Genomic DNA, 15,353 nt, shown 5'->3' with positions numbered 1-15,353 from the left:
GACGCACCGGTGAATTGCGAGTGCTGGGGTGAATGTTTCTCCGCATCCTCGGGACCCGCGCCGAAAGATCGCGGCCGGGCGCGAGACGAAAAGATACTTCCGAACCCGGGCTGACCAGCCGGCAAACGGAATGACGTGTTACATTACGAAGACCGATGATCTTTTTCGACACCCGGTCCGGTATTCGATCAGTGAGTGACGTCACGAATGCGTTTTGACCCGCCGGGCGTCTCATTTAAACGCAACGGAAATAGCGATGAAACTATGGCCGTACCGGCATCAGCGGCGGAAGGCCCAGAGCTTGCTCGGCCGGTAGTTGATCAGCGGGGCCGTCACGATCAGCAGCGCCTGCGCCGGCAGGACCGCAACGTGCGCCAGCTCCACCAGCAGCGGCAGCCCCACATACATGAAGACCAAGGCCCACAAGCAAATCACGTAGAACCGCGCGAACAACGAGGTCGATGTCATCGTCGTCCATGCCCGCGTAGAGGGGCAGGCGCAGCAGGCGGTCTGCCACGTCCTCCGTCACCGGGCAGCCGTCCGTGCGACCGTACTTCCGGCCCGGCGTGGTGCACGACCACAATCGCGCGCGTGCGCTCGGTGATGGCCGCATCGACCAGGCGCTCGTCGATGTTCAGGGTGTCGGCACGGCAGTCGACGAAGACCGGGCGGGCTCAACGATCGTCCCGGTCAGGTGCGGCTTTCCTGTCATCCGATCGTGTACCGCGATGTGCCCGCCGGACGCCGCGAACTCCACGGTCGCGGGCAGCAGGATCGGCAGCTTGAACGCGACCGCGACGGTGTACGCGTCCGGCAGGCGGCCCTCCAGCGCGGCCAGGCAGCGGGCCTTGGTCCACATGCCGTGCGCGATGGTGGACCGGAACCCGAACGCGCGGGCGAGCAGGCGGCTGGTGTGGATCGGGTTGCGGTCGCCGGACGCGGCCGCGTAGTCGGTCCCGGTGCGCCGCGGCACCTTCCACACGGCGGTGGCATCCGGTCTTTCCGTGGTGGGCGACTTATCCGATTTCGAGCCGTCTCTTCGCAGGTACGTCGACCGGCCGTGCCAGACCGGCTCGGCGCCGGCCGTGGCCGTCGCGACCACGTCCAGCTGCGTGCCGCGCGCGTGGGGGCGGAGGGCTTCAGCGCGTACCGACAAGGAAAAAGTGTCCGAAGACGTCAAGGGCCGGAGGACCTCGATCGAGTTTGCAACGTGCACCAGGCCCAGCAGGGGGAACGGGAAGTCCGCGGCCGTCATGAGCGACAGCGCCAGCGGGAACGCGAGCACGTGCGGATAGGTCGCCGGCAGCTCGTCGCGCAGCCGGAAACCGCAGACGCGGTTGTACTCCGCGAGGTGCGCGAGGTCCGCGCGGACCCCGTCGAGGCGCAATTCCCGCTCCGGCAGCGTCTTGCCGCTCGGGCGGCGCAGGGCGGCGGCGCGGTACAGCGGGCCGAGCCGCGGCGGGGCGGACAGGACGGTGGTCTCCATCAGGCCCCCAGGAGGCTCTGCCCGCACACCCGCACGACGTTGCCGTTGAGCCCGCCCGACGCCGGGTGGGCCAGCCAGGCGATGGTCTCGGCCACGTCCACCGGCAGGCCGCCCTGCGCCAGGCTGTTGAGGCGCCGGCCGCCCTCGCGCACGAACATCGGCATGGCCGCGGTCATCTTCGTCTCGATGAAGCCGGGCGCCACCGCGTTGATGGTGAGCCCGCGCTCGGCGACCGCGCCCGCGCTGGCCTGCACCAGGCCGATCACGCCCGCCTTGGAGGTGGCGTAGTTGGTCTGGCCGCGGTTGCCGGCGATGCCCGAGACCGAGGAGACCGACACGATCCGGCCGTTGCCGCCGAGGAGGTTCTCGGCCAGCAGGACGTCGTTGATGCGCTCCTGGCTGGCGAGGTTCACGTCGATCACCGACGCCCAATGCCCCTCGTCCATGCGCCCGAGCGTCTTGTCCCGGGTGATCCCGGCGTTGTGCACGAAGATGTCGGCGTGCACGTGCCGGGTGGCGATGAAGTCGGCGAGCCGGCGCGGGGCGTCCGCGGCGGTCAGGTCGAGCTGGAGCGCGGTGCCCTTGAGCTCGTTGGCGACGTTCGACAGGTCCTCGCCGGCGGCCGGCACGTCGAGGCAGACGACGTGCGCGCCCTCGCGGGTGAGCACCTGGGCGATCGCCGCCCCGATGCCGCGGGCGGCGCCGGTGACGATCGCCGTCCGGCCGACCAGCGGCTCGTCCCAGTCGTCGGGCGCGGTGACGGCGGCCGGGCCGATGCGGATGACCTGGCCGGAGACGTACGCCGACCGCCCCGACAGCAGGAAGCGCAGGGTGGACTCGGTGGCCTCCTCCGCGCCCGGGGCCACGTAGACCAGCTGGGCCGTCGAGCCGCGGCCGATCTCCTTGCCGGCCGAGCGCACGAAGCCCTCGAGGGCCCGCTGGGCGGTGGCCTCCCGGGCGCTCGGGCACAGCTCGGGCGGGCTGCCCAGCACGATCACCCGGCCGGAGGAGCGCAGCGAGCGGATCACCGGGTGGAAGAATTCGTAGAGCGCCCGCAGCCCGGAGCTGTCCGCGATGCCCGTGGCGTCGAAGATCAGCGCGGCGGTACGCTCGTCGGCGCCGCCGGCCGCGGTGGGCAGCTTGTCCAGGATGTGGCGGGTGGGCTCGGCCAGCCGCCCCCCGCCGCCGAGGGTGAACGGCCCGACGAACTCCGCGCCCGGCCGATGCCGGCGCAGGCTCGGCGGGTCCGGCAGGCCGAGGCGTCTGACCAGGAACCTCCCGGCGCCCGAGTGGGCGAAGGATGCGTAGCGATCGGTCATTGCGGTGCCTCCCCAGTTACAACTCCGCACGCTAACCTACTCGCGAGTAGGGTAACGCCAGAATGCTCTGCCCCGTCGCGAAGGAGACTCCGATGGCCCCCTCGAGAACCCCCTCGGAAACCCCCGTCCGGGTCGCGGTCGTCGGTGGCAACCGCATTCCCTTCGCGCGCTCGGGCAGCGCCTACGCCACTGCATCAAACCAGGACATGCTGACCGCCGCCATAGACGGCCTCGTGGCCCGCTACGGGCTGGCCGGCGAGCGGCTCGGCGAGGTCGCCGCCGGTGCGGTGCTCAAACACAGCCGCGATTTCAACCTGACACGGGAATCCGTGCTCGGATCGCGGCTCGATCCGCGCACCCCGGCGTACGACGTGCAGCAGGCCTGCGGCACCGGGCTCGAGGCCGCGATCCTGGTCGCCAACAAGATCGCCCTCGGGCAGATCGAGGCGGGCATCGCCGGCGGCGTCGACACCACCTCCGACGCGCCGCTCGGCGTGAACGAGGACGCGCTGCGGATCATGATGGAGCTCAACCGGTCGCGCTCCCTGGGCGCCCGCCTGCGCGCGGTGAGCAAGTTCCGGCCCGGGCAGCTCCGGCCCGACGTCCCGCGCAACTCCGAGCCGCGCACCGGGCTGTCGATGGGCGAGCACGCCGCGCTGACCGCGGCCGAGTTCGGCATCGGCCGCGAGGAGCAGGACGAGCTGGCGCTGGAGTCGCACCGGCGGCTGGCCGCCGCCTACGAGCGCGGGTTCTTCGACGATCTCGTCACGCCGTACCTCGGCCTCGCCCGCGACCAGAACCTGCGCCCGGACACGTCCCTGGAGAAGCTGGCCAAGCTCAAGCCGGTCTACGGCCGCGGCCCGGAGGCGACCATGACGGCCGGCAACTCCACCCCGCTCACCGACGGCGCCGCGGTGGTGCTGCTGGCCTCCGAGGCCTGGGCGAAGGCGCGCAAACTGCCGATCCTGGCGTACTTCGAGACCGCCGAGACGGCCGCCGTCGACTTCGTGCACGGCGGGGACGGGCTGCTCATGGCCCCGGCGTTCGCGGTGCCCCGGCTGCTGGCCCGGGCCGGGCTCACTCTTCGGGACTTCGACTACTACGAGATCCACGAGGCCTTCGCGTCGCAGGTGCTGGCCACCCTCAAGGCCTGGGAGGACCCGACGTTCTGCAAGGAGCGCCTCGGCCTCGACGAGCCCCTGGGCGCGATCGACCGGGCCCGGCTCAACGTGAACGGTTCGTCGCTGGCGGCCGGGCACCCGTTCGCCGCGACCGGCGGGCGGATCGTGGCGACCCTAGCGAAGCTGCTTTCGGAAAACGGCGGCGGGCGGGGTCTCATCTCGATCTGTGCCGCCGGCGGTCAGGGAGTGACGGCAATCTTGTCGCGCTGAATGGGCGCCGGACCAATATCGTGTTCGCATGACCGTCCAGCCAACGATGCTGCGCCCGGCCACACCCCGACCCGCCTGGCAGGTGGTCGTCGGCCTCGTACTGGTGCTCCCCGCGCTGGTACTGCTGATCACCTCCTATGTCGAGCCCGTCTTCTGGACCTTCAAGAGCTCCTTCAACAAGTTCAGCGGCATGCGCGCGCTCAGCGGCGGCGGTGCGGACGAATCCGTCGGGTTCGACAACTACCGGCAGGCGTTCGAGAAGGGGCTGGGCGGCGCGATCGGCTACACGCTGCTGCTCGCCCTCCTGCCGCTGCTCGCCGTGGTCGTGGTCGCCCCGGCCGTGGCCTGGGCCGCCGAGACCACCGGCCGGTCCGGCCGCTGGGTCGCCCGCGGGCTGCTGACGTTCCCGCTGGTCGCCTTCGCGCCCTTCGGCCTCGCCGTCGCGCACTTCACCGACGGGCACTCCCAGCTCTCCGCCTTCTGGCTCGGCACCTTCGGCTTCGTCACGGCCACGGCCGCGCTGCTCTACCTGGCCGCGTTCCGCAGCGGCCGCAGCCCCTGGCCCGGGGTGATCCTCGGCGGGATGCTCGCCGTGCTGGCCGTGGTCGGCATCGTCCTGCAGGAGTTCGCGTTCGCGCTCGTCTTCCAGAACGTGGCCCCGGACGAGCGCTCGGCCACGCCGATGCTGCAGATGACGCAGAACGGCTTCGTGTACTTCAACTTCGGCCTCGCCAGCGCTGTCTCGTCCGTCGTGCTCGTCCCGCTGCTGCTGCTCGGGGCCGCGGCGACCGTCCTGATCATCGTGACCAACCTGCGCTTCCAGGTCACCTCCGTCGTCCGCGAGGCGCGCACCTGGGGCTGGGGCCCGCTCGCCGGCCTGCTGCTGATCGTGCTCCTGGTCACCGTGATCGGGATCTGGCCCTGGCTCAGCCACATCACCGACGACACCGACCGGATCCCGGGGACGTTCGTCAACACGTGGATTCCGCCCTTGCTCGCCGCGCTCATCGGGGTCACCGTGGCCGGCCTGGCCGCGTTCGGCATCAGCGGCCTGCGCCCGCTCGGCCGGTACAGCGAGCTGCTCCTGCTGCCCTTCGGCCTGTTCCTGTTCGTCGGCAACGCGCCGCTCGTGCTACGCGAGTACGCCGCCGGGGCGACCGCGGGCCGGCTCAACACGTTCCTCGCCCTGGTCCCGCCGTCGCGGGTGACCATCCCGGCGCTCATCCTGCTGGCGATGCTGTTCCGCGGCCAGGCGCTGCGCCGGGAGGTGCTGCACCAGGAGGGGCGGCCGGCCTCGTGGTGGTCGGTGATCTGGCCCGGGCTGCCGCTGCTGGGGCTCGCCTACCTGGCCACCTGGTTCGTGCAGGCCCAGGACACGGTGTGGCCGTACGTCAACGGCACCAACACCAACCCGACCGGGCTCTACGCGGTCTTCAGCACGATGCAGCAGTACGGGTACCGGGGCTCCGGCGACCTTCCGTACGCCCGGCTCCTGCCGTTGCCGATGCTGCTGCTGTTCCTGGTGCTCGGGGTGGTGGCCCAGCTGCTGTACGCCGATCGTGTCGCGCTGCACTACGGCCTCCCCGAGCGCGATCACCCACCCCGTACCTAGGCACAATGGGCGCGTGAAGAAAGCGCGGATTCCCGATGTGCTCGCCGCCCGTTACGCCTCGCCCGAGCTCGTCGAGGTCTGGTCGCCGGAGGAGAAGGTCCGGCTCGAGCGCCGGCTCTGGCTCGCCGTGCTCAAGGGCCAGCGGGATCTCGGCGTGGCGGTACCGGACGGCGTCGTCGAGGACTACGAGAAGGTCCTCGACGACGTCGACCTGGTCTCGATCGCCGAGCGGGAGCGTGTCACCCGCCACGACGTGAAGGCCCGTATCGAGGAGTTCTCCGAGCTGGCCGGGCACGAGCACATCCACAAGGGGATGACCTCGCGCGACCTCACCGAGAATGTCGAGCAGCTGCAGATCCGGACCTCCCTCGAACTGGTCCGGGACCGGATGGTCGCGACGCTCGCCCGGCTCGCGGCGCGGGCGAAGCAGTACGACGAGCTCGTCATGGTCGGCCGCTCGCACAACGTGCCCGCGCAGGCCACGACGCTCGGCAAGCGCTTCGCCTCGGCGGCGGAGGAGCTGCTGATCGCGTACCGCCGCCTCGACGAGCTGATCGAGCGCTACCCCCTTCGGGGGATCAAGGGCCCGGTCGGTACCGCGGCCGACCAGCTCGACCTCTTCGGCGGCGACACGGGCAAGGTCGCCGAGCTCGAGCGCAAGGTGGCCGAGCACCTCGGCTTCCGCAACGTGCTGACGAGCGTCGGCCAGGTGTACCCCCGCTCGCTGGACCTCGACGTGGTGTCGGCGCTCGCCCAGGCCGTCGCCGGCCCGTCGAGCCTCGCCACGACGATCCGCCTCATGGCCGGCTACGAGCTGGTCACCGAGGGGTTCAAGGCCGGCCAGGTGGGCTCGTCGGCGATGCCGCACAAGATGAACACGCGCTCCTGCGAGCGGGTCAACGGCCTCGCGGTGATCGTGCGCGGCTACCTGTCGATGGTCGGCGAGCTGGCCGGCGACCAGTGGAACGAGGGCGACGTGTCGTGCTCGGTCGTGCGGCGGGTGGCCCTGCCGGACGCGTTCTTCGCGGTCGACGGGCTGTTTGCGGCGTTTCTGACGGTACTGGACGAGTTCGGGGCGTATCCGGCGGTCGTGGCGCGGGAGCTGGACCGGTACCTGCCGTTCCTGGCCACCACGCGGGTCCTCGTCGCCGCCGTCGGGCGGGGCGTCGGCCGTGAGGATGCTCACGAAGCGATCAAGGAGCACGCCGTCGCTGTGGCGCTCGCCATGCGCGAAAAGGGCATCCAGGGCAACGACCTCCTTACCCGGCTCGCCGGCGACGAGCGGCTGCGCCTGTCCGGCGACGACGTCGAGGCCCTCGTGGCCGACCCGGCGACCTTCGTCGGCGCGGCATCCGCGCAGGTCGCAGCCATCGTGGAACAGGTCGCGGCGGTCGTCGCGGCCCACCCTTCCGCCGGCGCCTACGTGCCGCCTCCCATCCTCTGAGCGTCGATCTTGAGGGCCGTCGACGCCCGGTAAGATGCGTGCCGGGTGATGTTTCTCCACGCTTCACCGAGCCGGTCGACTGAACCGTGACATGGCCGGTGAACTGCGGCGGAGCCTCGCCCGGTAGGCTCGTGTCGCTCGCCCTCGAGCGCCCGACTCAACGTCAGGAGTGCCCCGTGGCCCGCGTCGTGGTGGACGTCATGCTCAAACCGGAGATCCTGGACCCGCAGGGCCAGGCCGTCGCGAACGCGCTGCCGCGCGTCGGCGTGGACGATGTCACGTCCGTGCGGATCGGCAAGCGCATCGAGATCGAGTTCGCCGGCGCGGCCGACCTCGACCGCGCGCGCGAGATCGCCGACAAGCTGCTCGCCAACCCGGTGATCGAGGACTTCACCCTCCGCGTCGAGGAGCTGGAGCCGGTGGAGGTCGAGCAGCAGTGACCGCCCGCATTGGTGTCGTCACGTTCCCCGGTTCGCTCGACGACCGCGATGCCGCCCGGGCCGTGCACCTCGCCGGTGCGGCGGCCATCCCGCTGTGGCACGCCGACGCCGACCTCTTCGGGGTCGACGCGGTCATCCTGCCGGGTGGCTTCTCCTACGGCGACTACCTGCGCGCCGGCGCCATCGCCCGGTTCTCCGCGGTCATGGACTCGATCGTGAAGGCCGCCGGCGAAGGGCTGCCCGTGCTCGGCATCTGCAACGGCTTCCAGGTGCTCTGCGAGGCCCACCTGCTGCCCGGCGCCCTCACGCGCAACCAGCACCTGCACTTCCGCAACCGCGACCAGGGCCTGCGCATCGAGAACAACACCACCGCCTGGACGGTCGGCTTCCAGCCGCGCCAGGAGGTCGTGATCCCGGTCAAGAACGGCGAGGGCTGCTACATGGCCGACGCCCGGACGCTGGACGAGCTCGAGGCCGAGGGGCGGGTCGTCGCGCGGTACATCCGCGGAAACCCCAACGGTTCGCTGCACGACATCGCGGCGATCAGCAACGCAGCCGGCAACGTCGTCGGGATCATGCCCCACCCGGAGCACGCCGTCGAGGTGCTGACCGGCCCGTCCATCGACGGGCTGGGCATCTTCACGTCCGTGCTCGCTCACCTGGGAGCCCGTGTATGACCGCGGAAGTTTTTGACACCGTCGATCACGCCGCCAAGACTCCGGACGACGAGCAGCCCTACGAGGACCTGGGGCTGCGCGAGGACGAGTACCAGCGCATCCGCTCGATCCTGAGCCGCCGCCCGACCACGTCGGAGCTGGCGATGTACTCGATCATGTGGAGCGAGCACTGCTCGTACAAGAGCAGCAAGGTCCACCTGCGCCAGTTCAGCGAGAAGGCCCCCAAGTCCGACCTCATGCTCGCGGGCATCGGCGAGAACGCGGGCGTGATCCGCATCTCCGACGAGATCGCGGTCACCTTCAAGGTCGAGTCGCACAACCACCCGAGCTTCGTCGAGCCGTACCAGGGCGCCGCCACCGGCGTCGGCGGCATCGTCCGGGACATCCTGGCCATGGGCGCCCGCCCGGTCGCGGTCATGGACCCGCTGCGCTTCGGCGCCGCCGACCACGAGGACACCAAGCGCGTCCTGCCCGGGGTCGTCGCCGGCGTCGGCGGCTACGGCAACTGCCTCGGCCTGCCCAACATCGGCGGCGAGGTCGTCTTCGACCCCTGCTACCAGGGCAACCCGCTGGTCAACGCGCTCTGCGTGGGCGTGCTGCCGGTCAACCGCCTGCAGAACAAGGAGGCGCACGGCCCCGGCAACATCGTCGTGCTCCTGGGCGCCAAGACCGGCCGCGACGGCATCGGCGGCGTCTCGGTCCTGGCCAGCGCGACCTTCAACAGCGACGGCCCGGCCCGGCGCCCCTCGGTGCAGGTCGGCGACCCGTTCATCGAGAAACTGCTGATCGAGAGCTGCCTGGAGCTGTACGAGCGGGACCTGATCGTCGGCGTGCAGGACCTCGGCGGCGCCGGGCTGACCTGCGCGCTCACCGAGACCAGCGCGGCCGCCGGCACCGGCATGGACGTCGAGCTGGACAAGGTGCCGCTGCGCGAGGCCTCCATGGACCCGCAGGAGGTGCTGGCCAGCGAGTCGCAGGAGCGCATGCTCCTCATCGTCGACCCGGCCAAGCTCGAGGAGGTGCTGCGGGTCGCCGAGCGCTGGGGCGTCATCGCCACCGCGATCGGCACCGTCACCGAGACCGGCCGGCTGGTCATCACCTGGCGCGGCGAGACGGTCGTCGACGTGCCGCCGGGCTCACTGGTGGACGACGGCCCGGTGTACGCCCGCCCGATGCGCGAGCCCGCCGACCTCATCCTGCTGCAGGCCGACCGGGCCGAGACGCTGCCGCGCCCGCGCACCGGGGTCGAGCTGCGCGAGACCCTCCTGCGCCTGGCCGCCAGCCCCAACCTGTGCGACAAGAGCTGGGTGACCGAGCAGTACGACCGGTACGTCCAGGGCAACACGATCCTCGCCCAGCCGGAGAACGCCGGCGTCGTACGCATCGACGAGCAGACCGGCCTCGGCGTCGCCCTGTCGGTGGACGGCAACGCGCGGTTCGCCCGCCTCGACCCGTACAACGGGGCCAAGCTGGCGCTCGCCGAGGCCTACCGCAACGTCGCCGCCGCGGGCGCGACCCCGCTCGCCGTGACCAACTGCCTCAACTTCGGCTCGCCGGAGGACCCGCAGGTCATGTGGCAGTTCGCCGAGGCCGTCCGCGGCCTGGCCGACGGCTGCGCGGAGCTGGGCATCCCGGTCACCGGCGGCAACGTGTCCTTCTACAACTCCACCGGTACGCAGGCCATCCACCCGACCCCGGTCGTGGGCGTCCTGGGCATCCTGGGCAACGTCGGCAGCCGCGTCCCGATGGGCTTCGGCGGCGACAGCGACCTGATCATGCTGCTGGGCGAGACCACCGAGGAGCTCTCGGGCTCCGAGTGGGCCTGGGTGACCCACGAGCACCTGGGCGGCCTGCCCCCGCGCGTGAACCTCACCCGCGAGCGCATCCTCGCCTCGGTGCTGACCGAGGCCGGCGAGCGCGGCCACCTGTCGAGCTCGCACGACCTCTCCGACGGCGGCCTGGCCCAGGCCCTGGTCGAGGCGACGCTGCGCTACGACTGCGGCGCGAACATCACCCTGCCGGAGGGCCTCAACCCGTTCGTCGCGCTCTTCTCGGAGTCGACGGCCCGGGCCCTGGTCTCGGTGCCGCGCGGCCACGAGAAGGCCTTCACCGCCATGTGCGCCCAGCACGGCCTCCCGGCGACCGTGATCGGCTCCGTCGACGGCCGCAGCCGCGCGCTCGACGTGCGCGGGCAGTTCACGATCGCCCTCGACGAGCTGCGCTCCGCCTGGATGGGTACGCTGCCGGCGCTGTTCGGCGAGGTGTCGACGGAGGCGCCGGCGTACCGCACCCCGAGCGAGCCGGAGCCTTCGCTCTACGACCCCGCGCCCGCTGCCGGTGAGACCCCCGCGGCCAACGAGTCGTCCTTCTTCGAGAAGATCGACGCGCCGGAGGTACCGCACGCCCCGCTCGACGACGAGTCGTGACCCCGGAGGGCGTCTATAGCCAGCCCGGCTCGGGCGCCCGGTTCGACTGGGGCCCGGCCGGCGCGGCCGAGCTGGCGCGTGTCTGCTCGGTCCTGGTCGTGGTCGACGTGCTGTCCTTCTCGACCGCCGTGGACGTAGCCGTCGGCCGGGGCATCCGCGTGCACCCTTTCCCGTGGAGCGACCAGGCCCAGGCCTACGCGACGCGCCTGGGCGCCGCGGTGGCCGTGGGCCGCCGCCAGGCGAGCCCGGAGCAGCCCTGGAGCCTGTCGCCGGCCGCCCTGCTGACCGCCCCGCTCGTCGACCGGCTGGTCCTGCCGTCCCCGAACGGCGCGACGATCTGCTCGGCGGCCGCCTCGACGGGCGTACCGGTGGTGGCGGCCTGCCTGCGCAACGCCCCGGCCGTGGCCCGCTGGCTGCGGGCCCACGGCCACGGCACGCCGGCGAGCGCGGTGGGTGTCATAGCGGCGGGCGAACTGTGGCCGGACGGCACGCTGCGCCCGTGCGTGGAGGACCTCCTGGGCGCGGCCGCGGTCCTGGACGGCCTGTCAATGCTGGGCGCCCCGCTGTCGGTGGAGGCCGCGGTCTCTTTGGCGGCGTTGGCCGCGGTGAAGAACGTGGCCGCGGCGGTACGGCGGTGCGTGAGCGGCCAGGAACTGATCCAGCGTGGTTTCGCCGAGGACGTGAGACTGGCGTCCCAATCGGGCGCGTCGCACACGGTGCCGATCATGACCAATGGCGAGTCCTTCGCCCCGGCGTGATCAACGGTCCGCATCAGGGCTCGCCCACCCCGCGGCGGCCTGGGTCGTAACAGCCACTGCACGTCGGTGAAGGGACTTCGCTCAGCGCTTTCGTCGGCCGACCTCAGCCAACCGGACCGAAAATTGTCGATTCGAACCTGCGCATATGCAGGCGGACGCAAGTTCCCTTGGTCCCGTGTTGAACGAAAGGATCCAGGCATGTCGAGCCTACGACGTCGGCGGGGGCGCACGCCGCTCGTCAAATCGCCGATCTCCGATGAATTGGCGGCCATTTCCCCCCGATCGACCGGCTCCCGCTTGCCGCTCAGGTGGGCACTCGTGCTGATGGTGGGGGGCGTCGCCGCGGCCCTCGTGTTGTTCTCCCCGGTAGCCGCGGCAGCCCTCGGCGCCGGCATCGCCGCCGCGGTGGCTACGGATCAGATGCTCGCATAGTCCGCCCCGTGGAGAGGATCGTTCGGCCGGGTCGTCCGCTGCGGCGGAGACAGCGTCCAGCGATCCTCTCCCGCGTAGCGACAATTGCGTGATCATGGCTTGCTGGGATCGCGACCAAATTGTGTGTCGCTCGCAAGACGAGCAACTCGCTGAACCTGGCGTGGATTTCGGTATCCGGCCAGCAGAATGCCCTAGGGCGACAGCGCTAGCCGACGTCGCAGTAGATCGCTATCTCGGTGCGCGGCGGATCCGTCGTCGGCGGCATGTGTGCGGCCGTCACGGTGTCGCCCGCGTGGGTTCCCGCGCAGTACTCCCCCGAGTAAGCCACCCCCTCCCCGCCGATCACCGCGCCCGCCCCATTGCGATAAACCAGCGCCGCCCCCGCCGGCGACAGCCCCTCGCACGCCACCGGCCCCATGTTCGCCGGCAGCAGGAAATCCGGCGCCCCCGGCCCGTCCGGCTCCGGCAGCACGTCAAAGCGGCGGAAGAGCGGATTCCACGGCTCCGGACGCACCCAGTGCGTAGTCCCGAAGGCCAGAGAGAACCCCGCGACCGAAGCCGCCCGATCCGGCGCCACCTCGATCACCGCGCCCACCGGTAGTCGCGACCCCGGCAGCACCATCGGCAGCGTCCGCTCCGGCAGCGCCACCACGACCCCGCCCGAGGAGTCCAGCAGGCGCAGGCTCACCGTCGTGCGATAGGCCGCCCACTCCGGCGACCGATCAACGACGAGCGCCCCCGCGCTGAACGACCATCCTCCGACGCGGCTGAACCCCTGCTCGGCCACCGCCAGCCCGCCCTGGACCGGCACCGCCGCCCCCACCGCGCGCGGACCGGCCCCCGAACACCCGGCCGAAGCCGGATGCGCCCACCAGCGGTACGCCCCGGTCAGCAGCAGGGCCGCCAAGAGCAGAGCCGGAATCAAAAGCGTGAACCGCCCCCGTGTCACGAGACTCAGGCTCCCGCGGGGCCGGTTGGCGCATCAAGAGGCAATCCACGCCTGTGGATAACGTTCCAACGGAACATTAACGCCCCCACAACATCGACCGGGAACGATCGCCGGAGCGCGAGCGGACATTCCCGTGCGTGATGCAGAGGAGCATTCCGTTGAGAACACGAATCAGCCAGGTGGTGACCGGCCTGATCTGTCTCGCCCTGGCCGGCGCCGCATTGCCGGCCGCGCCCGCGGCGGCCTACACCGAGACGAAGACGACCGCGACGAAGACCGCGCCCTACATGGTTTTCCAGCGAAACAACAAGGCGCCGCAGCGCGGCACGCTGACGGCCTACGCGAGCGTCGGCAGCACCCGGTACCGGGTCTCGATGCGGGCCGGCACGGGCAGCGGCGTCGTCAGCGAATGCGTCCGCAACAAGGGCCAGATCCCGGTGGGCTTCTACGACCCGCGTGACGAGGACAGCAACAGCACCCTCGTGTACATCAGCAACAAGACCTGGGGCAACAGCGTCATCCGGGGCGCGGTCTGGAGCCTCGGCAACAAGGTCTGCCACCCCAAGGCGGGCGAGAAACGGATCACCCGCACCGACCTGTTCATCCACTCGGAGGGCACGAGCGGCTGGACCGAGAACAACTACAAGTCCAACGGTTGCATCAAGGTCAACCAGACGGACCGCGCGCAGCTGAAGAAGCGGTGGAGCGCCGCGTACCGCCGGGACACCGGCATGTTGATGGTCTACTGACGAGCCGACGAGGAGAATCCGGTGCTTCCGAGGAAGAACAAGCGAGTCTGGTCGACGGCTCTCGTGACCGCCTTCGCGATCGGTATCGGTGGCTGGCTGGTCAGCACCGCCGAGAGCGGCTCGGCCGCGGCGACCAACACCAGCGTGTCGATCGATCCGGCCATCCGCGATCGGGCCCTGGCCCAGGAGCAGCAGGTCGCCGACTGCATGCACGCGCTCGGGCTGACGTACGTCGTGGCGGTGCCCAACGACGTCTACCTGGATCAGGCCTACACCGACGCGGTGGCGGCCGGCAAGCAGGGCGCGGAGCTGCACGACCTCCTGGCGCAGGTGGCGGCCGGCCTACCGGCCGACCCGAACGAGAGCGTCGTCACCGCCCTGCCGGCCGACCAGCAGGCGACCTGGACCTTCGCCCTGGTCGGCAACGACGCGGACCCAGGGTGTGCGGACCGGGCCAACACGATGAGCGCGTCGGACGCCGGCGCCCTGGACATCGCCACGACCGCGGCCGAGCGGGTCAAGGCCGCCGCGGCCGCCGACCCGACGGTGCGGGCCGCCCTGACGACGTACATCTCCTGCATGTCCGGGCGGGGTTACACGGTCGGCGACACGGAGCAGATCTTCAACCTGGTCGAGACCCAGGCCGAGGCGATCGAGCCGCCGGACAGCGCGTGGCCCGATCCACTGCCGGCGACCGCCACCGAGCTGCAGAAGGCCGCGTACGCGGCGCAGGTCAACCGGCTCGAGGCGAAGGTGCAGCAGGCGGCCGACATCGTCTCCGCCGGGAACGCGGCCCACGATGCCTGTGTCGCGCCCTACCGGCAGGCGTTCGACGCGGCCTACGACCGGCTGGCGCCGTAGCGATGCGAAAACTTCTGGGTACCCTGGCCGCGCTCACGCTGATCGGCGGAGTCGGCGCGGCCCACCTGCCACAGTCCGGGGCGACCCGGCCGGCGGTCGAGCCGCCGGCGACGATCGCCGACCCGCCGGACTGGTACCACGACGCCGGAGAGCAACGGCCCGGTCAGTACCCGTCCCCGTCGCCGAGCTCGCCGGGCCGGCCGACCCGCTGAGCGTCAGCCTTCGCTCTTGAGAAAGGGTCCGCCGCGGTCTCGGCGTAGCCGAGCATGACGTTGGGGCCGCGGTAGAGCACCTCGCCGCGCACGTCCGGCGCGGTGGTCTCGGTACCGTCCTCGAGCCGGATGCTGAGCCGACCGCCGGGAACCGCCGGGCCGACCGAGCCGACCTTCTCGCCGAGCCGCCCCGCCGGCAGCGTGGTGAGGCGAGGGGCCGCCTCCGTCTGGCCGTACATGACGAACAGACGCCCGCCGGCCGCCGGCCTGGGTGAGCGTGCGCAGCGACGGGTGGCGGGCCGGGTGACGTCGAACGCGTCCTCGATCTCGGCGATCAGCGTCAGGTGCGCCAGCGAGTCCCAATGCTCGATGCCTCGGTACTCCAGCCGGTCGACGTCGACATCCTCCGGAAGGCCCAGCGCCGTGCGGAACGCGGCGCGGAGACGGTCGAGGTTGTTCATCGGCGGTCCTCCGGGGTCGGCACGTCCACGCGAGGGTTGCGCGAGTTCTACGGATCGTCACGCGGTTCAACGACCCAGGAGGTCCCGAAGGTGCTGCGCGAGGCCCGCGAGTCCGATGTCGAGACGATCCGGAACT

The 15,353-nt window shown here is 71.1% G+C and carries 15 protein-coding genes and 1 pseudogene; 10 read left to right on the top strand and 6 right to left on the bottom strand.

Annotation, left to right across the window (positions count from 1 at the left end):
- Positions 1-279: 279 nt before the first annotated feature.
- From AB0B76_RS15650 to AB0B76_RS15635, 4 genes are read right to left on the bottom strand one after another with little or no spacing between them, the layout of a single operon-like run.
- The gene (locus tag AB0B76_RS15650; protein WP_360375076.1) at positions 280-468 is read right to left on the bottom strand and encodes a hypothetical protein; all 189 of its coding nucleotides are present in this window, start codon (positions 466-468) and stop codon (positions 280-282) included.
- On the bottom strand, positions 465-620 hold the full coding sequence (locus tag AB0B76_RS15645; RefSeq protein WP_360375473.1) for a hypothetical protein: 156 nt from the start codon (positions 618-620) through the stop codon (positions 465-467). Before AB0B76_RS15645 ends, AB0B76_RS15650 begins: the two co-directional genes overlap by 4 nt.
- Before the next feature lie 14 nt (positions 621-634).
- Complete coding sequence (locus tag AB0B76_RS15640; RefSeq protein ID WP_360375074.1) at positions 635-1,486, bottom strand: MaoC/PaaZ C-terminal domain-containing protein; 852 nt, start codon at positions 1,484-1,486, stop codon at positions 635-637.
- Positions 1,486-2,805 (bottom strand): 3-oxoacyl-ACP reductase, encoded by a 1,320-nt coding sequence (locus tag AB0B76_RS15635; protein WP_360375072.1) that lies wholly within the window; start codon positions 2,803-2,805, stop codon positions 1,486-1,488. The genes AB0B76_RS15640 and AB0B76_RS15635 overlap by 1 nt, the downstream gene beginning before the upstream one ends.
- A 92-nt stretch (positions 2,806-2,897) precedes the next feature.
- Here AB0B76_RS15635 and AB0B76_RS15630 point away from each other — a divergent pair, with 92 nt between their 5' ends.
- The 7 genes from AB0B76_RS15630 to AB0B76_RS15600 all read left to right on the top strand — a co-directional run bounded on the left by AB0B76_RS15630 (position 2,898) and on the right by AB0B76_RS15600 (position 11,553).
- Positions 2,898-4,196, top strand: a complete 1,299-nt coding sequence (locus tag AB0B76_RS15630; protein ID WP_360375070.1) for an acetyl-CoA C-acetyltransferase — start codon at positions 2,898-2,900, stop codon at positions 4,194-4,196.
- A gap of 28 nt (positions 4,197-4,224) precedes the next feature.
- The gene (locus tag AB0B76_RS15625) at positions 4,225-5,808 is read left to right on the top strand and encodes a hypothetical protein (RefSeq protein ID WP_360375068.1); all 1,584 of its coding nucleotides are present in this window, start codon (positions 4,225-4,227) and stop codon (positions 5,806-5,808) included.
- Positions 5,809-5,821: 13 nt separating this feature from the next.
- Positions 5,822-7,252, top strand: coding sequence for an adenylosuccinate lyase (gene purB, locus AB0B76_RS15620; protein WP_360375066.1), 1,431 nt, complete (start codon positions 5,822-5,824; stop codon positions 7,250-7,252).
- Between the two features lie 176 nt (positions 7,253-7,428).
- The gene (purS, locus tag AB0B76_RS15615; protein ID WP_360375064.1) at positions 7,429-7,692 is read left to right on the top strand and encodes a phosphoribosylformylglycinamidine synthase subunit PurS; all 264 of its coding nucleotides are present in this window, start codon (positions 7,429-7,431) and stop codon (positions 7,690-7,692) included.
- Positions 7,689-8,369 (top strand): phosphoribosylformylglycinamidine synthase subunit PurQ, encoded by a 681-nt coding sequence (purQ, locus tag AB0B76_RS15610; RefSeq protein WP_360375062.1) that lies wholly within the window; start codon positions 7,689-7,691, stop codon positions 8,367-8,369. Before purS ends, purQ begins: the two co-directional genes overlap by 4 nt.
- On the top strand, positions 8,366-10,795 hold the full coding sequence (gene purL / locus AB0B76_RS15605; RefSeq protein WP_360375060.1) for a phosphoribosylformylglycinamidine synthase subunit PurL: 2,430 nt from the start codon (positions 8,366-8,368) through the stop codon (positions 10,793-10,795). Before purQ ends, purL begins: the two co-directional genes overlap by 4 nt.
- Complete coding sequence (locus AB0B76_RS15600; RefSeq protein WP_360375058.1) at positions 10,792-11,553, top strand: 2-phosphosulfolactate phosphatase; 762 nt, start codon at positions 10,792-10,794, stop codon at positions 11,551-11,553. The genes purL and AB0B76_RS15600 overlap by 4 nt, the downstream gene beginning before the upstream one ends.
- 637 nt (positions 11,554-12,190) lie before the next feature.
- On the opposite strand, the gene AB0B76_RS15595 is transcribed toward AB0B76_RS15600, so the two are convergent.
- Complete coding sequence (locus AB0B76_RS15595) at positions 12,191-12,934, bottom strand: hypothetical protein (RefSeq protein WP_360375056.1); 744 nt, start codon at positions 12,932-12,934, stop codon at positions 12,191-12,193.
- Positions 12,935-13,092: 158 nt separating this feature from the next.
- Between AB0B76_RS15595 and AB0B76_RS15590 the strand changes: the two genes are divergently transcribed.
- From AB0B76_RS15590 to AB0B76_RS15580, 3 genes are read left to right on the top strand one after another with little or no spacing between them, the layout of a single operon-like run.
- A complete protein-coding gene (locus tag AB0B76_RS15590; RefSeq protein WP_360375054.1) occupies positions 13,093-13,683 on the top strand; it encodes a hypothetical protein in 591 nt (196 codons plus the stop codon).
- 21 nt (positions 13,684-13,704) lie between these two features.
- On the top strand, positions 13,705-14,544 hold the full coding sequence (locus AB0B76_RS15585; RefSeq protein WP_360375052.1) for a hypothetical protein: 840 nt from the start codon (positions 13,705-13,707) through the stop codon (positions 14,542-14,544).
- A gap of 2 nt (positions 14,545-14,546) precedes the next feature.
- Positions 14,547-14,756, top strand: a complete 210-nt coding sequence (locus AB0B76_RS15580; RefSeq protein ID WP_360375050.1) for a hypothetical protein — start codon at positions 14,547-14,549, stop codon at positions 14,754-14,756.
- On the opposite strand, the pseudogene AB0B76_RS15575 reads toward AB0B76_RS15580, so the two are convergent.
- Positions 14,714-15,080 (bottom strand): annotated as a pseudogene (locus AB0B76_RS15575) (AMP-binding protein); the annotation flags it as partial. The gene AB0B76_RS15580 and the pseudogene AB0B76_RS15575 sit on opposite strands and share 43 nt — an antisense overlap.
- Positions 15,081-15,353: the final 273 nt, after the last annotated feature.

The sequence above is a fragment of the Dactylosporangium sp. NPDC049140 genome (assembly GCF_040648435.1).
This window is presented reverse-complemented; position numbering and strand designations above follow the sequence as displayed.